The 21,127-nt window shown below is 63.9% G+C and carries 21 protein-coding genes; 10 read left to right on the top strand and 11 right to left on the bottom strand.

Going from position 1 to position 21,127, the window contains the following annotated elements:
* Positions 1–219 precede the first annotated feature (219 nt).
* On the top strand, positions 220–456 hold the full coding sequence (locus tag BX592_RS10620; RefSeq protein ID WP_134191718.1) for a DUF2442 domain-containing protein: 237 nt from the start codon (positions 220–222) through the stop codon (positions 454–456).
* Between the two features lie 69 nt (positions 457–525).
* On the opposite strand, the gene BX592_RS10615 is transcribed toward BX592_RS10620, so the two are convergent.
* From BX592_RS10615 to glmU, 4 genes are all read right to left on the bottom strand, one after another.
* Positions 526–954 (bottom strand): response regulator, encoded by a 429-nt coding sequence (locus BX592_RS10615; protein ID WP_166676331.1) that lies wholly within the window; start codon positions 952–954, stop codon positions 526–528.
* 257 nt (positions 955–1,211) lie between these two features.
* Positions 1,212–2,009, bottom strand: coding sequence for a sulfite exporter TauE/SafE family protein (locus BX592_RS10610; RefSeq protein WP_134191716.1), 798 nt, complete (start codon positions 2,007–2,009; stop codon positions 1,212–1,214).
* Positions 2,010–2,192: 183 nt separating this feature from the next.
* Positions 2,193–4,010: a glutamine--fructose-6-phosphate transaminase (isomerizing) gene (glmS, locus tag BX592_RS10605; protein WP_134191715.1), complete on the bottom strand. Its 1,818-nt coding sequence runs from the start codon at positions 4,008–4,010 to the stop codon at positions 2,193–2,195.
* Between the two features lie 70 nt (positions 4,011–4,080).
* Positions 4,081–5,442, bottom strand: coding sequence for a bifunctional UDP-N-acetylglucosamine diphosphorylase/glucosamine-1-phosphate N-acetyltransferase GlmU (glmU, locus tag BX592_RS10600; RefSeq protein ID WP_134191714.1), 1,362 nt, complete (start codon positions 5,440–5,442; stop codon positions 4,081–4,083).
* A gap of 330 nt (positions 5,443–5,772) precedes the next feature.
* Here glmU and BX592_RS10595 point away from each other — a divergent pair, with 330 nt between their 5' ends.
* From BX592_RS10595 to BX592_RS10585, 3 genes are all read left to right on the top strand, one after another.
* Complete coding sequence (locus BX592_RS10595; protein WP_134191713.1) at positions 5,773–7,110, top strand: cytochrome P450; 1,338 nt, start codon at positions 5,773–5,775, stop codon at positions 7,108–7,110.
* A gap of 230 nt (positions 7,111–7,340) precedes the next feature.
* Positions 7,341–8,249 carry a tRNA 2-thiocytidine(32) synthetase TtcA gene (gene ttcA / locus BX592_RS10590; RefSeq protein ID WP_134191712.1) on the top strand — a complete coding sequence of 303 codons (909 nt, stop codon included), beginning with the start codon at positions 7,341–7,343 and terminating at the stop codon, positions 8,247–8,249.
* 443 nt (positions 8,250–8,692) lie between these two features.
* Positions 8,693–9,211 carry a hypothetical protein gene (locus BX592_RS10585; RefSeq protein WP_134191711.1) on the top strand — a complete coding sequence of 173 codons (519 nt, stop codon included), beginning with the start codon at positions 8,693–8,695 and terminating at the stop codon, positions 9,209–9,211.
* A 10-nt stretch (positions 9,212–9,221) separates the two neighbouring features.
* On the opposite strand, the gene BX592_RS10580 is transcribed toward BX592_RS10585, so the two are convergent.
* Both BX592_RS10580 and BX592_RS10575 read right to left on the bottom strand, forming a co-directional pair.
* Positions 9,222–9,617 carry a dihydroneopterin aldolase gene (locus tag BX592_RS10580; RefSeq protein ID WP_134191710.1) on the bottom strand — a complete coding sequence of 132 codons (396 nt, stop codon included), beginning with the start codon at positions 9,615–9,617 and terminating at the stop codon, positions 9,222–9,224.
* Between the two features lie 70 nt (positions 9,618–9,687).
* Complete coding sequence (locus tag BX592_RS10575) at positions 9,688–10,584, bottom strand: SDR family oxidoreductase (protein ID WP_134191709.1); 897 nt, start codon at positions 10,582–10,584, stop codon at positions 9,688–9,690.
* A 13-nt stretch (positions 10,585–10,597) separates the two neighbouring features.
* On the opposite strand from BX592_RS10575, the gene BX592_RS10570 reads away from it, so the two are divergent.
* Together BX592_RS10570 and BX592_RS10565 are read left to right on the top strand one after the other, a co-directional pair.
* On the top strand, positions 10,598–11,785 hold the full coding sequence (locus tag BX592_RS10570) for a class I SAM-dependent methyltransferase (RefSeq protein ID WP_134191708.1): 1,188 nt from the start codon (positions 10,598–10,600) through the stop codon (positions 11,783–11,785).
* Positions 11,786–11,798: 13 nt separating this feature from the next.
* The gene (locus BX592_RS10565; RefSeq protein ID WP_134191707.1) at positions 11,799–11,993 is read left to right on the top strand and encodes a DUF2905 domain-containing protein; all 195 of its coding nucleotides are present in this window, start codon (positions 11,799–11,801) and stop codon (positions 11,991–11,993) included.
* 19 nt (positions 11,994–12,012) lie between these two features.
* Here BX592_RS10565 and BX592_RS10560 read toward each other — a convergent pair whose 3' ends face one another.
* The 4 genes from BX592_RS10560 to BX592_RS10545 all read right to left on the bottom strand — a co-directional run bounded on the left by BX592_RS10560 (position 12,013) and on the right by BX592_RS10545 (position 17,073).
* On the bottom strand, positions 12,013–13,287 hold the full coding sequence (locus BX592_RS10560) for a multifunctional CCA addition/repair protein (RefSeq protein WP_134191706.1): 1,275 nt from the start codon (positions 13,285–13,287) through the stop codon (positions 12,013–12,015).
* A complete protein-coding gene (locus BX592_RS10555; protein WP_134191705.1) occupies positions 13,284–13,931 on the bottom strand; it encodes a glutathione S-transferase family protein in 648 nt (215 codons plus the stop codon). Before BX592_RS10555 ends, BX592_RS10560 begins: the two co-directional genes overlap by 4 nt.
* A gap of 95 nt (positions 13,932–14,026) precedes the next feature.
* Positions 14,027–14,980 (bottom strand): complex I NDUFA9 subunit family protein, encoded by a 954-nt coding sequence (locus BX592_RS10550; RefSeq protein WP_134191704.1) that lies wholly within the window; start codon positions 14,978–14,980, stop codon positions 14,027–14,029.
* 125 nt (positions 14,981–15,105) lie between these two features.
* Positions 15,106–17,073 (bottom strand): lytic transglycosylase domain-containing protein, encoded by a 1,968-nt coding sequence (locus tag BX592_RS10545; protein WP_134191703.1) that lies wholly within the window; start codon positions 17,071–17,073, stop codon positions 15,106–15,108.
* A 20-nt stretch (positions 17,074–17,093) separates the two neighbouring features.
* Here BX592_RS10545 and BX592_RS10540 point away from each other — a divergent pair, with 20 nt between their 5' ends.
* Positions 17,094–17,711 carry a 5-formyltetrahydrofolate cyclo-ligase gene (locus BX592_RS10540; RefSeq protein WP_134191702.1) on the top strand — a complete coding sequence of 206 codons (618 nt, stop codon included), beginning with the start codon at positions 17,094–17,096 and terminating at the stop codon, positions 17,709–17,711.
* A 29-nt stretch (positions 17,712–17,740) separates the two neighbouring features.
* Here the strand turns inward: BX592_RS10540 and BX592_RS10535 are convergent, their stop codons facing one another.
* The gene (locus tag BX592_RS10535; RefSeq protein ID WP_134191701.1) at positions 17,741–18,253 is read right to left on the bottom strand and encodes a winged helix DNA-binding protein; all 513 of its coding nucleotides are present in this window, start codon (positions 18,251–18,253) and stop codon (positions 17,741–17,743) included.
* Between the two features lie 226 nt (positions 18,254–18,479).
* Here BX592_RS10535 and pxpB point away from each other — a divergent pair, with 226 nt between their 5' ends.
* The 3 genes from pxpB to pxpA are packed head-to-tail and all read left to right on the top strand — an operon-like array spanning position 18,480 to position 20,986.
* A complete protein-coding gene (gene pxpB / locus BX592_RS10530) occupies positions 18,480–19,157 on the top strand; it encodes a 5-oxoprolinase subunit PxpB (protein ID WP_134191700.1) in 678 nt (225 codons plus the stop codon).
* On the top strand, positions 19,154–20,203 hold the full coding sequence (locus tag BX592_RS10525) for a 5-oxoprolinase subunit C family protein (protein WP_134191699.1): 1,050 nt from the start codon (positions 19,154–19,156) through the stop codon (positions 20,201–20,203). The genes pxpB and BX592_RS10525 overlap by 4 nt, the downstream gene beginning before the upstream one ends.
* 30 nt (positions 20,204–20,233) lie before the next feature.
* The gene (gene pxpA, locus BX592_RS10520) at positions 20,234–20,986 is read left to right on the top strand and encodes a 5-oxoprolinase subunit PxpA (protein WP_134191781.1); all 753 of its coding nucleotides are present in this window, start codon (positions 20,234–20,236) and stop codon (positions 20,984–20,986) included.
* The last annotated feature ends 141 nt before the right edge of the window (positions 20,987–21,127 follow it).

The following is a 21,127-nucleotide window of genomic DNA, read 5'->3' as shown; positions in this document are numbered from 1 at the left end:
CTTCACTTGCATCGCATGTGAGCATCGCCGTTTCGTCTGTGGATTGTAGCGGGAACTGCGGTCACGCGACCGGCAATCGCGCATCGAGACACGCGACGTGTTGGATGCACGACGAGGAAACGATTGCGCAAACGAGTGCGCGACGCACATGGTCGGCTTGCTTGAACACGACTGCCGCGCCACCTATCGTTTAGAACGACCTACGTTCAGGAGCCAGCCATGTACGCCGATGCAGTCGACGTGCGCTTCGATAGCGCGCACTTATTTCTCGAGCTGGCCGATGGGCGAGCGATCGAATTTCCGCTGCGCTGGTTTCCGGTGCTGGAAGCGGCGACCACCGATGAGCGCGAGCACTTTGCGATTTCGCTGGACCGTCAGCAGTTGTACTGGCCTGAACTGGACGAGGATATGAGCGTACCGGCTTTGCTTCTTTCGCTGCCGGATACGCTGCATTGAGTTGGTTGAGTTGGCGAGAGCCGCGATTGCATTGCGCCAGGTGCGCGGCAGCGGTGTGTGCGCCGGCGCTTAGCCCGGCTTCGGCTCGCCCTTCAGATTGCGCCGGACCACTTTCCAGCTTCCTGCGTGCCCGCGCGCATCACGTCGCGCGCCGACCTGCTCGGCGCGATGCAGCAGCTTTAAAAGCCTGGCATACCGTAATGGCTTGCGCAGAAAACGGAACACACGTACGCGCGGCGGCAGTGCACCGTTGTAAGCGAGGATGACCGGCACTGAAGCTAATACAGGGTCCTTGCGCATCTCGCGCACGAGCGCGGCGCCGCTCAGACCCGGCGTGCGGGAATCGGAGATCAATACATCGGGACGGCTCGCGCGCGCGAGATCAAGCGCGTCGTTACCATTGGTGGCCGTGCGGACGACGTAACCCTCCGCGGCGATCAGCAGGCCGAGCGTGCTCAGCACGCCAGTGTCGGCATCGACAATAAGGATGTCTGCCATATTGCCCTCCGTACTACTGCAGATTTTAGCAAGTGCTATTCCATCCGCGAGCTTTTTCTTCATGGTTGCGCGGCTAAACGCACAGGGTTATGCGTGTTGCTTTGCACCATCGAAGGTCGACGTGGTAGGGCTTTGTTTTCGAGCGGTCAATTGAAGCTGTGCGATTGAAAGTCCGCGATACGACATATGCCGAAGGTGACAGCGCCGTCATTGAAATGCCTTTGCGTATCGCATCCGGCTTCGTGGCGCGACCGGTTTCAAAGTACGCCGGATTTCCAGATCATCTGCGCCGCGGCGACCAGCACGCAGACCAGCACGACCCCGCGGAACGCGAGCGGATGCAGACTATCGCGCAGCGGCCGAGCCAGCAGCATCCCGGCGATCGCGGGCAGGCTCGCGGCGGCCGAGATCGCGAGGTCGACGCCATTCGCGCGCGCCGCACCGCCACTGAATGTCGTGATCAACGTGATCACAGATACGACCAGGATAATCGCGATTCGCTTGGTAAACATGCGGCCCGTCGAGCCGGACGCGATCAGATACATCGCGAGCAGCGGGCCGGGCACCGATGCGATGCTTTCCATCAGCGCGGCGCCGAAACCGAGCACGAAACCCACCGGCTTGACGAGCGACGGCGCGAGCGTGAACTTCGGCGCCGCGAGCATCAGCGCGGCCGCGACTATCAGCGTCACGCCGGAAACGGCCTGCGCATCGTGTGCCTCGAGCGTAACCAGCACCGACACGCCAATCACATTGCCGATCACGGTGCCGACGAGCGGCGCGGCAATCTCTCGCGCGGTTTGCAGCACTTTGCCGCCTTCGAGCGCCTGCGGAATATTGCCAAGGATGATCGGCATCGACAGCAGCAACACCGCCTGCTTCACCGGCAGAAAATGCGTGAGTATCGGCATCGCGACAAGCGGCACGCCAATGCCGGTGACGCCCTTGACCATACCGCCCAGTACCAGTGCAATCACGATGCCCAGTAACTCACCGACACCGAGCGTCTGCAGTTGGGGGGACAGGAGTCCGCCGGAGAGATGGAGGTCGAGCATCGGCTATCGATGGATTGAACAGCAGAACGCGCAATGGAACAAACGGCGACCCCCGGTCGGGCGAATCGCGCGGCACGCGGTGTGATCGGGCAAGCGGGCCAGCGCAATGCGCGGCGTCACGCAACGCCCGATCGCGGATGTGACCGGACAAGGCGTCACGCCCCTGCGCCGGCGCCGCCGCACTTACTCGACCGTCACCGACTTCGCGAGATTGCGCGGCTTGTCGACGTCGGTGCCCCGCGCGCATGCCGTGTGATAAGCGAGCAATTGCAGCGGCACCACATGGAGAATCGGAGACAGCAGCCCGTAGTGCTCCGGCATCCGGATCACATGCAGACCTTCCGCATTGACGATGCGCGTGTCGGAATCCGCGAACACATACAACTGACCGCCACGCGCGCGCACTTCCTGAATATTCGACTTGAGCTTTTCCAGTAGCGCGTCGTTCGGCGCGACCGTCACCACCGGCATCGCTTCGGTGACGAGGGCAAGCGGACCATGCTTCAGTTCACCGGCCGGATACGCTTCCGCGTGGATATACGAGATTTCCTTCAGCTTCAGCGCGCCTTCCAGCGCGATCGGATAGTGCAGCCCACGCCCGAGGAACAGCGCGTTCTCCTTGCGCGAAAACTCCTCCGACCACGCGATGATCTGCGGTTCGAGCGCGAGCACGCTGTTCAGTGCCGCCGGCAGGTGGCGCAGCTGCTTCAGATAGTTGCTCTCCTGCGCGGCGCTCAGATGACCGCGCACCTTCGCAAGTGTCAGCGCCAGCACGAACAGCGCAACCAGTTGCGTAGTGAACGCCTTCGTCGACGCGACACCGATTTCACGCCCCGCATGCGTGAGGAACGTGAATTCGGTCTGCCGCACCATCGCGCTGGTGCCGACGTTACAGACCGAAAGCGTATGCTGGTGCCCAAGCGACTGCGCATGCTTAAGCGCAGCGAGCGTATCGGCGGTTTCGCCCGACTGCGAAATCACGACCACCAGCGCATTCGGATTCGGCACTGAATCTCGATACCGGTACTCGCTCGCAATCTCAACCTGCGTCGGAATCTTCGCGATCGATTCGAGCCAGTATTTCGCGGTCAGCCCGGAGTAGTAGCTCGTGCCGCACGCAAGAATGAGCAGGCTGTCGATTTTCCCGAATACCTTCGGCGCGGCTTCGCCGAACAGTGACGGATCGAAGCCGTCGGCTTGCGGAATCGTGTCGCTGATCGCACGCGGCTGCTCGAAAATTTCCTTCTGCATGAAATGGCGATACGGGCCGAGTTCGACCGCGCCGCCATACGCGGCCACCTGCCGCACATCTCGCTGCGCCGGCTGACCGTCGCGATCGGCGATGCGCACGCCGTCGAGCTTCAGTTCGCAGACATCGCCTTCCTCGAGGAAGATAAAGCGGTCGGTGCTACCGGCCAGCGCAAGCGCATCGGACGCAAGAAAGTTTTCGCCATCGCCAAGCCCGACGACGAGCGGCGAACCCTGCCGCGCGCCGACCACCGTATGCGGCTGATCCTTGTGCAACACCGCGATCGCATACGCGCCGTGCAGTTGCTGCACGGCTTCGCGCACCGCCGCGAACAGATCGCCGCGGTAGAGGCTATGAATCAGGTGCGCAATTACTTCGGTATCGGTCTGCGAAACGAATTCGTAACCTTTGCCGCGCAGCACTTCGCCCAGCGTCTCGTAGTTCTCGATGATGCCGTTATGCACGATCGCGAGCGTGTCGCGCGAGAAGATCGGATGCGCATTGTCAGTCACCGGCGCACCGTGCGTCGCCCAACGCGTATGCGCAATGCCGGTCGCACCCGCGAGCCTGGTGTCTCGAACCTGGTCGTCGAGATCGGCCACCCGGGCGACACTGCGCGCGCGGCGCGGCTCGCCGTTTGCAAGCACCGCGACACCGCACGAGTCATAGCCGCGGTATTCGAGCCGCCGCAACCCTTCGATCAAAACGGGAACGATGTTACGTTGCGCAACCGCGCCGACAATGCCGCACATAACTGAAAATCCTTTTGCAGAGTTGGGTTGCCAAGGTCGATTGCGCGTGAAGCACGGCGCACCAACCCCGTCAGCCTTTCTTTTTGGTCGGGCGAACGTAGCCTTGCTTGCCCGTTTGAGTCTTGTCGTTCATCACGAGAACGCCTTCCGCGACGTCCTTCCAGACAGTCGTGCCCGCCGCGATCGTCGCGCCGCGCCCGACGCGCACCGGCGCGACCAGTTGCGTATCGGAGCCGACGAACACGTCGTCTTCGATCACCGTGCGCAGCTTGTTCGCGCCATCGTAATTGCAGGTGATGGTTCCCGCGCCGATATTCACCCGCGTGCCAACCTCGGAATCGCCGACGTAGCTCAGATGGTTCGCCTTCGAGCCGCGGCCGATTACCGCGTTCTTCACTTCGACGAAGTTGCCGATATGCACTTCGTCCGCGAGCGCCGCGCCGGGCCGCAGCCGCGCATACGGGCCGACCACCGCCTGTGCGCCGACCTCGGCCCCTTCGATATGCGTGAATGCATCCACCCGCGTGCCTGCGCCGATCGTCGCGTTGCGGATCACGCAGTTCGGGCCGATCGATACGTTGTCGGCCAGCGTGACGCGGCCTTCGAATACGCAGTTGACGTCGACCGACACGTCGCGCCCGCATTCGAGCGACCCGCGCACGTCGATGCGCGCCGGGTCCGCGAGCGTCACGCCGGCCACGAGCAATGCATCCGCGACATTGCGCTGATGAATCCGCTCGAGTTCCGCGAGTTGCTGTTTGCTATTGACGCCAAGCGTTTCCCACTCGTCATCGGGCTGCGCGGTGAAGATGTCGATGCCCGCATCGATCGCCATTTCGACGACATCGGTCAGATAAAACTCACCCTGCGAATTGTTGTTCTTCAGCGCGGCGAGCCAGGCTTGCAGTCGCGCGGTCGGCATCGCGACGATGCCGGTGTTGATCTCGCGGATGGCCTGCTGCTCGGGCGTCGCGTCCTTCTGCTCGACGATCCGCTCGACCTTGCCCGCCGCGTCGCGCACGATGCGGCCGTAACCGGCGGGATTATCCAGCGTAACCGTCAGCACGCCGTAGCCATCGTGCCCGGCGCCTTCGCAAAGGCGCTGCAGCGTGCTCGCGCGCGTGAGCGGCACGTCGCCATAAAGCACGAGCGTCGGCACCGACGAATCGAGCAGCGGCAATGCCTGCTGCACCGCGTGACCGGTGCCCAGCTGCTGCTCCTGCACCGCGAACTGCAGATCGGGCGCTGCGACTGCTGTGCGTACCGCATCGGCGCCATGGCCGATCACGACGACAAGACGTGTCGGCTCAAGTGTGCGGGCAGTGTCGATGACGTGCGCGAGAAGCGGCCGACCGGCCAGAGGATGAAGCACTTTCGGCAGCGCGGAACGCATCCGCTTGCCTGTGCCTGCCGCCAGAATCACGATGTTCATGTCGTGGGCGTTGGGACGAGTTTCGGTGCGAAATTCTAACATGCGGCATTGCCGCAAATTGGCGCACGGCACGCGCGAAAACGCCGACATGTCTATCAGTTTTGTCAAAAATCGAGCTAACCAGGTCGCAAACGTTTAGCGGCACACAATCGTCGGAATAGAAGATTCGCGCCGAACGTTCTTCGGAATTGAACGGCTCCCGAACTTGACCGAGCTGAGCCGACCGACTGCACCGCCGACGGAGAAATCCCTTTGCAAGCGCCAGCGCGACCCGCGCCCACCTTCCCGTCCGACGCCGATCGGCGTGACGCTCCGCTATTCAGACCGCCGATGCCCGAATTGCCTGCCCGTCCAGTGTCGGCGGCCGGCTTTGTCCGCGCGATGACGCATAACGGTCTTCAATTGTGGACGAAGGAAGCGTACGAGGCGGACTACGTCGAGGAACGTCTCGTCCATCAGAAACGCGTGCTGCTCAACAAGCCCGATATGGTCCACCACGTGCTGGTCGAAAACAATGGCAACTACGCGCGCACCGAGTATGCGATCCGCCTGATCCGTCCGATCGGGCGCTACAGCCTGATGCTCGCGACCGGCGATCGATGGAAGCATCAACGCCGCACGATCAGCCCGACGCTTGCGCCAAAGATGATGCCGATCCTTGCGCAACACGTCGCGCACTGCATCGACGACGAAGTGCGCGACCTGGCCGCGCAGGATCGCGTGCTCGACTTGCTGCCGATCATGCAAACGCTCGCGCTGAAGATCGCCGCGCGCTCGATGTTTTCGGTGGAAATCCGCGAATACGGACCGGCCGTGCGCGCCGCGGTGCGGGAATTTATCCAGAAACATGCGCGCGCAAGCTTCGCCGATCTCGTGATGCCGTACTGGCTGCCAACACCGCGCGACTTCAGCCGCGGTGGCTTTCGCAAGCGTTGGCTCGCGCTGATCGAGCAGATCATCGAGGTGCGCGAGCAACAGCCGGCCACCGACGCTCCGCGCGATCTGTTCGACGCGCTCCTCGCCGCGCGCGAACCGGACACCGGCGCCGCGTTCAGCCGCGTCGAACTGGCCGACCAGATCGGCACGATGATCGTCGCGGGCCACGAGCCGAATGGTTTGACGCTGCTGTGGGCGTTGTACCTGCTGGCTAGCGCGCCCGACGCACAGGCCGCGGTTGCGGCCGAAGTGCGCGAGCTCGATCTGAGTCCCGAACGGGTCGGCGACGCATTCAAAGCGCTGCCGTACACGCGCGCGGTGGTCGACGAGACGTTGCGCCTCTATCCGCCGGCGTGGGTGATCTTGCGCCGTTGCGTCGCGCCCGACCAGTTCGAGGGGCTGTCCGTCGCGCGCGGCACGCAGATGATGATCAGTCCATGGGTGCTTCATCGTCATCGCGGCTACTGGCAAAACCCCGACGTGTTCGACCCGGCGCGCTTTCTGCCGGGTGCGCCGCCGCCGGCACGCTTTACCTACCTGCCGTTCGGCACGGGGCCGCGCGTGTGCGTCGGCGCACAGTTCACGCTCGCCGAAACGACACTGGCGGTCGCGAAGCTCGTCCAGGCATTCGACTTCCAGCTCGCGGACAACGCGCCCGTACGGCCGGTTGCCCGCGTGACGACGGTTCCCGATCGGCCTGTGCTATTCCGCCTGAAGCCGCGAAAGCCCTGACGTCGCGGTGCCTTGTATGCGGCGCGTGCATTGTGCCGACTCGCCACGCCGCGCAAAGCCGCACCGAGCCACACCGGGCCGCGCCGCCCAGCAGACCATCCGGCGCAGCCGACGCGTCCGGACGGAACATCGTTTGGTTGTATCATCGTGGCTTGATTCCACAAGCCGCCGCGCAATTTCCCGTTTTTACCGCCGCGCGGCGCGCCATTCGATCCCGTTGCAGCCCCGCCATGAAAGCGTCAAACAACTTTTTCCGCCTCGAAACCCGTCTGCAGTCGCAAGTCGGCAAGGCCATTCACGACTTCAACATGATCGAGGACGGCGACCGGATCCTCGCGTGCATGAGCGGCGGAAAAGACTCGTACACGATGCTGTCCGTGCTGCTCGCGCTGCAAAAGCGTGCACCGGTCAAGTTCGAGATCATCGCGATGAATCTCGACCAGAAGCACCCCGGTTTTCCGGAAGAAGTGCTGCCGGGCTATTTCGAATCGATCGGCGTCGAGTACCGCATCGTCGAAGCGGACACGCATTCGATCGTCAAGGAGAAGGTGCCGGAGGGCAAGACGACCTGCTCGCTGTGCTCGAGGCTGCGCCGCGGCGTGATCTATCGCACCGCGAAAGAACTCGGCGCGAACAAGATCGCGCTCGGTCACCATCGCGACGATATCGTCGAAACGTTCTTTCTGAACCTGTTCTTCGGCGGCAAGATGAAAGCGATGCCGCCGAAGCTCGCGACCGATGACGGCGCGCACGTCGTGATCCGGCCGTTAGCGTATTGCAAGGAAAGCGATATCGCGAGCTACGCGCGCGCGATGGAATACCCGATCATTCCGTGCGACCTGTGCGGTTCGCAGGAGAACCTGCAGCGCAAGAAGGTCAAGGACATGCTGCATCAATGGGAACGCGAAACGCCGGGGCGCGTCGACAACGTGTTTCGCGCGCTATCGGACGTAGTGCCGTCGCATCTGATGGATACCGGCCTGTTCGATTTCCGCGGGCTCGCAACCGGGCTTGCGAAGATCGACGAGGAGTCGCTGTTCGGCGATTCTTCATACGCTCAGACAGCGCTGGTGTTCTCGCATTCGAGCGAGCACCGCATCGAATTCGTTCGTCCGTCGGAGCGCGCCGTACGCTTGTAATGCGTGTGCGCACGAATGGTTAGGCATGTTTTATGTGACAACGTCGTGATGTTCGTACGGTCGATTTGTAACGCCTTCGTTACACCATCCATTCAGCAGGCTACAGTTTGCGCGCGGCGCAAGTGATAACGGCCGCACTAGCCTGCGATGCTCAAATCTGTGCTTCGGAATGCACACGCAAGATGTAAGCTTTGCGCGGCATGGCATCATTGTTATTGCTGATCGCATGCATTGAAAAAAATCGGTTCCCTTCCCGGTGCACGCTGCATACAGTAGGTCACTTAGCACTCGCGCCGTCCTGACTGCATTCATTACACCCTCGAATCGCCAGGCTTTGCCTGCCCGACCCGGGCGACCTTGACGCGAGCTTGTCCGGCGCGGTCCGCTTACCCCAGTTGAATTCGCGCCATTCGTAGTCGCTGATGGCGTCAAAGGATCTGAAAATGGGAAGCGGCCGGCCGAACTCGGCATTACAGGCATTACTGCCTGAATTATGGATATTTGCGTTGCGTCTTACGTCGACGCCTGTAGAAGCGGAAAAGCTGGTCGGTGGCGTGTATCGAAGCATGCTCGCCGGTAAGCACACCCACGCGCCTTACATGTCGCTGCGCGTGAACCTGATGTCGACGATGCTGCGTTGCTGGCAGCAGAAGAAGCCCCGCTCGAACGAATGCGCGCTACGCACGGCTGCATCGATCCAAGCCGATTCGGAAGCGAGCCGCCGTCTGCTGCAGATCATCGCGACGCTGCCCGACGAACAGCGGATCGCCATCCTGCTGATTGAAGCGGAGCGCCTCACACCGAACGAGGCGGCGTGGGCGTGGGGTTTGTCGACAGCGGAGCTCGAACGTCGATTCACGCGCGCGAATGCCGCAGTGACCCGCGCATTCGAGAACGGCGCGCTGCCGCCGTGCCCGTATCGCCACACGCGCTGGGCGCTCAGAGGCAAGTCGCTCGCGTAAGTGGCCGAGCTTACGCGTCCTTGATCCGGAACACCTCGACGCCAACTGCATCGCAATCCGGATAGACATCCGGCTTTTCGGTGGACACGCGCGCCGCGCGCACCTGCGGATGCGCGAGCATGATTTTGACGAGATCGTCGCACAGCGTTTCCTGCAGATGAATGTGCCCCTGCTCGACACGCCGTGCGATCGTCGCGCGCATGAAGTCGTAGTCGACCACTTCGCGCAGTTTGTCCTCGACTGGCGTCGACATCGCGAGCGGCACGAACAGATCGACGTTGATCACCACACGCTGCTCGCCGCGCTTTTCGAAGTCGTGCACGCCGATGTTGATAAACACCTCGTAGTTGCGCAAGAACAGCCGGCGACAGTCGGCGAGACTCGGGTGGATAAGAGCGGAGTGCATGTTCGATCCTGATTTGATAGTAAGCGTGCGAACACGCGAAAACTGGCGTGCGTCCGTACCGCGCGACCTGTTAGCTGCCGGCCAGAAACATCACATCGCGCGGCAGCGGCACGAGGTGCTGGCCGCCATCGACGATGAGCGTCGTGCCTGTCACGCCCGCCGCATCGGCTAGATACAGCGCCGCGGCAACCAGGTCTTCCGGACGCGACGCGCGGCCAAGCGGCGTCATCCGGTGCGCGGCGGCAAAGCTCGCCGGCGTCTGCTCCGCGGACTGCAGCGTTAAACCCGGCGCCAGCCCGACGACCCGCAACTTCGGCGCAAGCGCCTGCGCCAGCGCGACCGTCGCGGCGTCGAGCGCCGCTTTCGATAGCGTGTACGACAGGTAGTCCGGATTCATGTTGTACAGCTTCTGATCGAGCACGTTGATCACCACGCCGCGCTGCGTTTGGTCTTCGTGCGCGCTATCGGGCGTCGCATCGTGCAGCATGCGCGCGAGCACGAGCGGCGCGCCGAGGTTGATCGACATCATGCGCAGCAACTTGTCGTAACAGACGTCGTGCGCGGTGTCTTCGTCAAACAGCGACGCATTGTTGACGATGCATAGCGGGTGCCCGAGCGCCGCGGTGCAGTCTGGCAGCAGTCGCGCGACTTGCGCTTCGTCCGCGAGGTCCGCGTGCAACGCGACCGCACGGCGGCCGAGTGCTTCGATTTCGGCAATCAGTTCATTCGCTTCGCTACGCGATGTGCCGTAGTGCGCGGCCACGTCCCACCCGTGTGCGGCGAAACCGAGGGCGAGCGCGCGACCGATGCGGCGCGCGGCGCCGGTGATCAGCACGACGCGCGCCGACGCCGCTGACGGACGAGCACCATGGTCGCGTTGATCGTGAACAGCGGGGCCGCGATCGGTCGGGTCGGTCGAGCCGCGCTCAGCCGCTTCAGTCGAGGAGATGTCAGGACGGACGGTCATTTACAATGCGGGAATGAATCCGAAGGCTCACCAACCCGATAGTTTACCTGCTCCAGACGCCGCAGCACTCGCGCAGTCCAACGCGCTCGTCGAGCTGATTCGCGCGGAGATCGACGCGGCCGGCGGCTGGCTGCCGTTCGACCGCTACATGGACCGCGCACTCTATGCGCCGCGTCTGGGCTACTACAGCGGCGGCGCGATCAAATTCGGCCGGCGCGCCGACGACGGCAGCGATTTCATCACCGCGCCGGAACTGTCGCCGCTCTTCGCGGCCACGCTGGCGCGGCCCGTCGCGCAAGCGCTCGAAGCAAGCGGCACGCGCGACGTGATCGAGTTCGGCGCCGGCACCGGCCGTCTAGCCGCGGGCCTGCTCAACGCACTCGACGCGCACGGTGCACTGCTCGACAGCTATTCGATCGTCGATCTATCGGGCGAGTTGCGCGAGCGGCAACAAGCGCTGCTCGAACAACAAGCGCCCGCACTCGCTGCGCGCGTGCGCTGGCTCGATGCGCTGCCCGCCGAATTTGCCGGCGTCGTGATCGGCAACGAAGTACTCGACGCGATGCCGGTGCGCCTCTTCGCGCACGCGAATGGCGCGTGGCGCGAGCGCGGCGTCGTACATCGCGACGACGCGTTCGTGTTCGAAGACCGCGCGCTGCAGTCGACGCACGATGCCGCGTTTCTCGACGAAATCGAAGCCGGCGACGACTACGTGACCGAAACCCACGAAGCGGCATGCGCGTTCACGCGCACGATCTGCAGGATGCTCACACGCGGCGCCGCGTTCTTTATCGACTATGGCTTTCCGCGTCACGAGTACTACCACGGGCAACGCACGCAAGGCACGCTGATGTGCCACTACCGTCACCGCGCGCACGGCGACCCGTTTCTGTATCCCGGCTTGCAGGACATCACCGCGCATGTCGAATTCACCGGGATTGCAGAGGCAGGCGTCGATACCGGCGCCGATCTGCTCGGCTATACGTCGCAGGCGCGCTTCCTGATGAACGCCGGCATTACCGATGCACTCGCCGAATTCGATCCGGCCGATGCCGCGCGCTTTCTGCCCGCCGCGAACGCGGTGCAAAAGCTGTTATCGGAAGCGGAAATGGGCGAGTTGTTCAAGGTGATCGCCTTTTCCCGCGGCATCGACGTGACGCTCGACGCGTTCGCGCGCGGCGATCGTTCGCACACGCTGTGACCTGGAGCACGCGATGATCCGCTGGCTACTCACCACGTTTGTCGCCGTCGCGGTGCTTTCCGCGTGCTGGCCGTGGCTACGGAAGATTGGCATCGGGCGCATGCCCGGCGATGTCACGTTGCGGATCTTCGGCCGCGAGTACCCGTTTCCGTTTATGTCGACGCTGGTGCTGTCGATTCTGCTATCGCTGATCGCGCGGTTGCTGTGAGTGCGCGGCCGGCTCGCCGCTAGTCGTTCTCGCGCGGCTCCGCGCCCTGCTCGCGCTCCTGCTCGCCGAGCGCCTGTGCGACTGCCCGCACGCGCGCGCGATGCACCGCATCCTTGATCGCCGCCGGCTGGTTCGCATATTCGCCGGCTATCGCGCCCGCATCGACGCTGCGCGCCGCGACAAGCGCGTCGCGCAGACGCTCGGCCTGCGGATAGTCATGCGTTTCGAAACCGAGCCGCCCGCGGGCGTCCGCTTCGCACGCCTGCAGTGCCTCCGCGAAACGCGCGGGTTTGCGCAGCGCGTCACTGCGCTCGAACAGCCGCACCAGCGCGGCAGCCTTCATGTCCATCACGCGATGAATATTGCCGTGCTCGCGCGCGACCAGCACCGCGAGATCGCGACATTCGTTCGGCACACGCAGCCTGTCACACAGTGGCTTGAGCAGATCGACGCTGCGCCCTTCATGACCGATATGGCGCGGCAGCACATGCTCGGGCGTCGTCGCCTTGCCGAGATCGTGCGTGAGTGCCGCGAAACGCACCGGCAGCGAATAGCCGCGCTTCGCCGCGTAGTCGACCACCATCATCACGTGCACACCGGTGTCGACTTCCGGATGGTAGTCGGCGCGCTGCGGCACGCCGTATAACGCGTCGATCTCCGGCAGCACACGCGCAAGCGCGCCGCCTTCGCGCAGCAGATCGAACATCCGCGACGGTTGTTTCTCCATCAGTCCGCGCGATATTTCCTGCCACACGCGCTCCGGCACCAGTGCATCGACCTCGCCGGCCGACACCATCGTACGGATCAACGCGAGCGTCTGCGGCGCGAGCGTGAAATCGGCAAAGCGCGCGGCAAAACGCGCGACGCGCAGAATGCGCACCGGGTCTTCGATAAACGCGTCGCCGACGTGACGGAACACGCGCGCGTTCAGATCCGCCCGGCCGTTGAACGGATCGACGATCGGTCCGGTCAGTTCGCCATCCGGGCTGACTTCCTGCGCCATCGCGTTAACCGTCAGATCGCGGCGCGCGAGGTCTTCTTCGAGCGTCACGTCCGGCGAATAGTAGAACTGGAAGCCGTGATACCCCGCCGCCGTCTTGCGCTCGGTGCGCGCAAGCGCGTACTCCTCCTGCGTGGACGGATGCAGGAACACCGGGAAGTCCTTGCCGACCGGACGATAGCCCTGCGCGACCATCTGTTCCGGTGTCGCGCCGACCACTACGTAATCGCGATCCTTTACAGGCACGCCAAGCAACGTGTCGCGGACGGCGCCGCCGACTGCGTAGATCTTCATTCGCAAGCTTCGTAGTAGCCGATTGGGTGCGTCTCACGCATCGCGTCGGCAATCCACGCCTGCACCGCGGGCGCATCGGTCAGGCGCCGCGCGTACGCCGCCGCCGGTTCGGACAACGCCGGCTGCCACGTGTTGAAGCGCATCGCCACCGGCGCGTACATCGCATCGGCAATACCGAATTCGCCGAACAGGAAGGGCCCGCCGTACGTGTCAAGACAGTTGCGCCACAGCGCATCGATGCGCGCGATATCGGCGAGCGCGCCGGGCGTCGCGCCTTTGCCCGGAAACGACGCGTGGATGTTCATCCACATATTCGTGCGTAGCTCGCCGAAGCCCGCGTGCATTTCCGCGCAGATACTGCGCGCGTGCGCGCGCGCCGCTGCATCGCGCGGCCACATCGGCACTTGCGCGAAACGCTCGGCGAGCGTCTCCATGATCGCAACGGATTCCCAGACCGATGCGCCCTCGTCGGTGATCAGGCACGGCACCTTGCCGGTCGGCGAATGTTTGAGGATCGACTCGCGCGTGTCCGGCTCGGCGAGCCATACCTGGACTTCTTCGAATGGAATGCCGAAATGCTTCATCAGCACCCACGGACGCATCGACCACGACGAATAGTTCTTATCACCGATCACGAGTTTCATGCCTGGTTCCAGGAAGAGGCGGGTTCAGGTTTGGCGTTGTTGCCTGCTTGTCTGCGTACTGATCTGCGTACTTCTCTGCGTACTTCTCTGCGTCATTAGCGGCCGGCGCTCGCGCGGAACGCATTGAACCTTGAACGCAGTGACGTGCCGGTCAGGTACACCGGCGCGATCGACTCGATGCTCGCGGGCTCGATATCGAGTTCCGGCGCGAGGGGCCCGGACAGCACGTTGTCGACTTTCATCGAATCGAGATTGTCGCGTGAAATGACCGGCTCGCCCGGCGCCATTTCAAAGGTCAGCGCCTGCAGCCGCGCAAACGCATCGGGCAGCCGGATGATACGTCCCTGCCGGCCGATCACCGCGCCGCAGTATTCGACCAGTTGCTCGAGCGTGTAGACCGTAGGGCCGCCGAGCTCATACACGCGGCCGTTCGCCGCGTCGAGATCCAGCACGTTGACGATCGCCTTCGCGACATCGCCGACGAACACCGGCTGGAACTTCGCATCCGGCATCGCCAACGGAATGACCGGGAACACGCGCTGCAAAAACGCGAACTTGTTCAGAAACTCGTCTTCCGGTCCGAACACGACCGACGGTCGAAAGACGGTTGTGGCCAGCGTCGACGCGCGCACCGCTTTCTCACCGTCGCCTTTCGAACGCACATACATGCTCGGGCCGCGCGAATCGGCGCCCAGCGCGCTAATGTGAATCAGCCGATGCACGCCCTTGCCTTCGCACGCGGCGACGATCTTCGTCGGCAGCTCCACATGGATTTTCGCGAACTCGGGTCCATACGGATCGCCGCGCCGTCCATGCAATGTGCCGACCAGATTGATCACCGCATCGGCATTCTCGACAAAGCGCGCGAGTTGCACCGGATCGAACACATCGACTTCGAGCACGTCGATCGGCAACAGCGTCAGATGCCGCGCGTTAAAGCGGCGGCGCGTCGCGACACGCACCGTCTTGCCGAGCTCGACGAGCGCATTGATGAGATGACTGCCAATGAAACCGGAACCGCCGATCACCGCAATGGTTTGATGTCGCATTTCCGACTCCCTCGTGGGCCAGACGCCTGGCCCATAAGCTGGACAGAAGCCGCGACAATGGCTGAAACCGGAACCGCGCCGCGCGCTGCAATACGATGCAAGGCGCGCGGCGGGCGTGGCGCTGTTTACGGTGCGATGTAACCCAAACGCGCCTTCAGCGATTGCGGACGGCCTTCGAACAGCGCCGCATAGTAGACCGTGTTGGACAACACGTTTTTCACGTAGTCGCGTGTTTCCTGGAAGGGAATGGATTCCGCGAAGATCGCCCCTTCGACAGGATGCTGCAACGACTGCCGCCAGTTCCGCGGGCGGCCCGGACCCGCGTTATAACCGGCGGTGGCAAGCACCGCGGACCCGTCGAATTCATTGTAGATCATCGACAGATAGTTCGTGCCGAGCAGGATATTCGTGTTGATGTCGTTCATCTGCTCGCGCGACAGCGGGCCCAGGCCGATCTTCTTCGCGACCAGTTGCGCGGTGCCGGGCATCAGCTGCATCAGGCCGCTCGCGCCGACCTCGGAGCGTGCGTTAAGAATAAAACGCGACTCCTGCCGAATCAGACCGTAAGCCCATTCGACATCGAGTCCATTCGACTGCGCATCGCGTTCGACGATGTCGCGGAACGGCGACAGGTAACGCAACGAGAAGTCGTGTTCGGCCTTCGTGCGGTCCGCGGTGTTCACGGCGCGGTCGTATAGCTCGATACGGCGAGCGTATTCGGCCGCCGCGAGCAGTTGCCGGTCGGTCATCGTGCGCAGCGGCCAGTTCCATTCGCGATTGCCTTCGAGCCGCAGATTCAGCTGATAGAAACGCTGAGCCAGCGCAAAGCCCGGCGTGTTGGCTGCCTGCTGCACTTCAGCGTCGCTGACCGGGGTCTTCGCCGGCACCGTGATCTTCCGGCCGAGTTCTTCCGTCGCAAGCTGACCATAGAAATTGAAGTTCGGCGCGATCTGCTCGAGTTCTTCGTTTGCCTGCGCAGTATCGCCCGCCTGCTTTAACGCCCGCGCATGCCAGTACACCCACGCGGGCTGGCTGCGCAGCGCCGCGGGCATCTGCTCGATCGACCAGCGCACCATCGTCCAGTCGCCGGCGAGCAGCGCGGTGCGCGTGCGCCATTCGTAAGCCGGGTTCGACAGCGGCGCGTTCGCCGACAGCCGGTACCAGTCGACCGCGCTCGGCATCTGTTTCGCCGCGGCCTGATACGCGATCGTGCCCCAGCCGATCGCGCGCTCCGGCGTGGTCAGAGACGGCGCGATCGACGAGAAGGTCGCAGCGGCCATCGCCGGATCGTTACGCGCCATCCGCGTGATCGCGAGCAACGCGAGTTGATGCGATTGCGGGTCGGGGCCAACGCCGCGTGCAAGCAACAGCGGCGGCTTGCTCGCCGCCTGATTGAAGAGATCCGGGTCGGGCCGCTGGTTGCCGAGCGCATCGACCAGCTTCGCGCCGGTATTGGTCTGATTCTGTTCGTAAGCGAGACGGATCTGCTGCCATACGTCGTCGCTCGCGAACTGCTGGTTGATGGCAAGCGCGGTGATCAGGTCGACGCAGCCGTCGCCATAGTTGCGCGGATCGACGAGCAGCGCGCGTGCCGCATCCGAGACGTTCTCGCCGTGCGCCGCACGCGATTCGAGCGCGTAGCACTTGACCTGCGTATCGTCGTTCAACACGAAGCGCGCGTATTGATCGTCGAAGTTGCGCCAGTCATGACGTGCGCCGAGCACGACCAGATAGTCGTTACGCATCCGGTCTGCAATCGCCTGTCCATCGTACTTCTGCAGGAACGCGAGCACCGGCGCATCCGGCGCATCGATACGCGCATGCCCCTGCGAATCGAACAGTTGCGGCTTTAACTGAAAGTATTCGAGGTAGGACGGCGCGGGGTAATCCGGAATCATCGCGGCCAGTTGCGCAGCGCGGACCGGATCGTTATTGCGCGCGGCTTCGCGCAGTTGAACGAAAATCTGGTCGTCGTTGGTGAGCTGCGAAAGCGGGACCGGCTTCACGGCGGACGCCGTGCTGCATGCGACAAGCGCCGCAGCGGCAAGCGCCAGGCCAACCGCGCGATATACTCGAAAGAGGCGTGTGGACATCGTTGTTTCTGGAGCGCGAATTGAACGAAAGCATAGCATGCAACCCTGTGGCCAAATCATCGAAAAAGGCGCTGCGCAGCGCATTGTTCGACGTTCGGTTGCATGCGAGCCGCGATCCTTCCATTAGCGATGCATTGGGCCGGCGGCTACTCGATATGTTGAAGCGCCATGCGCCGCGGCGTGTCGGCTTCTATTGGCCACTTGAAGGCGAGTTCGATGCGCGTGGTGCGATTGCGACATGGCTCGCGCTCGATGACACACGCGAAGCCTGTCTGCCAGTCGTCATGCAACGGCACGCGGCGCTCGCGTTTCATGCATGGACGCCCGATATGCTGATGAAGGTCGGCGAACATCGTATTCCGGTGCCCGCGACGGCCCGCGATCTCGTGCCTGAACTGGTGTTTGTGCCGTGTGTCGGCTTCGATGAGGACGGCTATCGTCTCGGCTACGGCGGCGGCTATTACGATCGCACGCTCGCCGGCTGGCGCGTCGCCGGTGTTGCGCCGATTGCGATCGGCGTCGCTTTCGAAGCGTGCAAGAGCGCTGCGCTGCCGCGCGAACCGCACGATCTTCCGCTTGACGCGATCATCACCGACGCCGGCTGCTATCCGCTCGGCAGCCGCGCAGCGAGTGCCTGAAAGGTCTGCTCTTCGCCGTTTCTGTCTTCTTACAGTGAGGCCGCCGCACGCGCGGCCGTGTCATAGAGTCCGGACGCGTTGCGCATCAGTTGCGCGGCTTCGCCGATCTGCTGATTGGTCAAACCGCTTTCGCGCAGGGTTGCGATCAGGCAGCTTTCGCGCACCTCGCGATACTTGAGGCAAAGCTCGCGTCCGGTCTCGGTCGCCGAGAAGAACACTTCCTTGCCGGTCTTTTCGCTTTTTACATAACCTCTAGCTACGAGTTTTTTCAGCGCATAGGTGGCGACATGCGTGTCTTCGATGTTCAGCACGAAGCAGATGTCCGCCAACTTCTTGCGGCGCTCGCGATGACTCACGTGATGCAGCAACGACACCTCGATCGCGGTCATGTCCTTCGCGCCGGCTGCCGACATGCAGCGCACCATCCACCGGTTGAACGCGTTGCTCGCCATGATCAGCGCGTATTCGAGTTCCGAAAGCTCAGCGCATTCGTCAGAAACGAGGTGTTCCGATGACACGATTTTGGTGGGGTGACGAGCCATGTACAGGTTCTCGGGATGCGGCCGGAAAGGTCCCCAAGTGTACGACGCGGGTTTATTGGTGAAAGCCTGGCGAAAACGCTCATTGAGAATTTGTCGAGAATTTACTGACAATGTACGCTATCCAATCCGGATGAAGGCGCAGCAGGTTCCGCTGCATGTCCCACAGCGCGCCCGCAGCCGGCCCTGCCGTTTGCGCCCCTTCCGACACTGACCATCGACGCGACTCATGAGCCTACCGACGCGCCCACCAGCAAGCCTTCCGCGCATCTACGCGTTCGGCGATACGGCACTCGTCTGCGAATCGCCGCCGCCCGCGACGCTCGACTGCCAGCGGCGCGTCTGGGCCGCGGCGCAGGCGGCGCGCGCATGGCCGCACGTGCTCGAGGTGGTGCCCGGCATGAACAACCTGACGCTGGTGTTCGATCCCATCGAAGCGGACCGCGACGCGCTCGCGAACCAGTTGCGCGCCGCGTGGGACGCGGCTGACCACGCCGCGGCGCCCGATCGCGAGGTCGAGATACCGGTTCACTACGGTGGCGCGTTCGGGCCGGATCTCGAGCAGGTCGCCGCGCACACCGGCCTCACCGCGCAAGAGGTCGTGCGGCGTCATGCGCAAGCCGAATACGTGGTGTTCTTTCTCGGCTTTCAGCCCGGCTTCGCGTATCTGGGCGGACTCGACGCAGCGCTGCACACGCCGCGCCGGGCGGAGCCTCGGCTCGAAGTGCCGGCCGGCTCGGTCGGCATCGGCGGCGCGCAAACGGGCATCTATCCGTCGACATCGCCTGGCGGCTGGCAACTGATCGGCCGCACGATGCTGCCGCTGTTCGACCCGGCTCGCACACCGCCGACGCTGCTGCAACCGGGCGACCGCGTGCGCTTCACGATCGCGGGGACGCTCGCATGATCGACGTGATCCGCGCGGGTCTGCTGAGCTCGGTGCAGGACCTCGGGCGCCACGGTCAACGGCACCTGGGCATCGCGATGGGCGGCGCGCTCGACCGTCTGGCGCTCGAAGTCGGCAACCGGCTGGTCGGCAACCGTCCCGACGCGGCTGGCCTCGAAATCACGTTCGGTCCGACCGTGCTGCGCTTTCCCCGAGCAACACGCGTGGCGATTACCGGCTGCGAGTTCGGTGCGACGCTCGACGGCGTGCCGGTCCACTCATGGTGGAGCCTGCCGGTGCAGGCAGGCCAGCAACTTGCGCTGAATGCCGCGCGGCGCGGCATGCGCGGCTATGTGTGCGTCGCCGGCGGCATCGACGTGTTGCCGGTGCTCGGCTCGCGCAGTACCGACCTTGGCGCCGGCTTCGGCGGCCTCGGCGGACGCGCGCTGCGCGACGGCGACCGGCTGCCGGTCGGCGTGCCGGCCCCGCATGCGCGCGGCCTGGGCCCGGATGCGCCCGAGTTCGGCGTCAAAGCGCCCGAGTGGTGCAAGTTCAATCAGATCGACGAGCCGGCACGGCGCGGCCGGCATGCGTCGGGCGCCGCGTGGGCGCCGGCGGTGCGCGTGCTGCCCGGTCCCGAATACGACAGCTTCACCGCCGCCGCGCGCGACGCGTTCTGGTCCGGTCAGTGGCTCGTCACGCCGAACAGCAACCGGATGGGTTTCCGGCTGGCGGGCACCGCGCTCGAGCGCCAACAGAAAATCGATCTGCTGTCCCATGCGGTGATGCCTGGCACGATTCAGGTGCCGCCGAACGGCCAGCCGATCATCCTGATGAGCGATGCGCAAACGACCGGCGGCTATCCGAAGATCGGCTCGGTGATCCACGCGGATCTATGGAAGCTTGCACAGATCCGGCTCAATGGCGCGGTGCGCTTTATCGCGGCGACCGCGCATGAAGCGCGCGCCGCGCTGCTCGAAGAACGGCGATACCTGCGGCAAATCGATGCCGCAATCGCGATGCATGACGAACGCTGCGCGCGCGAGTTGCCGCTCACCGCGGTATGACGCGCACGGCGTGAAGACGTGAGGAACATGATGGAAATCGATCTGAACGCCGATCTCGGCGAAGGCTGTGGCTCCGACGAAGCACTGCTCGATCTGGTCAGCTCGGCGAATATCGCGTGCGGCTGGCACGCGGGCGGCGCCAACGCGATGCGCGAATGTGTGCGCTGGGCGGTGCAAAAAGGCGTATCGATCGGCGCGCATCCGAGCTTCAACGATCCGGAGAATTTCGGCCGCAAGGAAATGGACGTGCCGCCTGGCGAGATCTATGCGGGCGTGCTGTACCAGCTCGGCGCGCTGTCGGCGATCGCGCAGGCCGAAGGCGGCCGTATCGCGCACGTGAAACCGCATGGCGCGCTGTACAACCAGGCGGCGCGCGAAGCGCGCATCGCCGATGCGATCGCGTGCGCGGTGCACGACTTCGATCCGTCGGTCGCGGTGTTCGCGCTCGCGAACAGCGGGCTCGTCACGGCCGCGCGCGAAGCGGGGCTGGTGGCGATCGAAGAAGTGTTCGCGGACCGCGGCTATCGCGCGGACGGCTCGCTCGTGCCGCGCAAGGAACCGGGCGCGCTGCTCGATGACGAAGACGCGGTGCTCGAGCGCACGCTGACGATGGTGCGCGAGCGGCGGGTACGCGCGGTCGACGGCCAGTGGGTGCCGATCAACGCGCAGACCATCTGTCTGCACGGCGATGGGCCGCACGCGCTCGCGTTCGCAAGGCGCATCCGTCGTGCGCTGGAAGACGCGGGAATCGGCGTGCATGCGGCGACGGGCATGCGGGCGTGAGAATCGGCAGTTGCCGTAGGCCGCGAGCCATAAGCCACCATGCACGACACGTGACGTGACAGCGTGACGCGCGGTTTCGTCTCGCGTGCAGTTCGTGATTTCGCAGTGACAGCAACACCAGACAGCACCAGGCGGCACAAG

The organism is Paraburkholderia rhizosphaerae (assembly GCF_004366595.1).
Taxonomy (GTDB): Bacteria; Pseudomonadota; Gammaproteobacteria; order Burkholderiales; family Burkholderiaceae; genus Paraburkholderia; species Paraburkholderia rhizosphaerae.
This window is presented reverse-complemented; position numbering and strand designations above follow the sequence as displayed.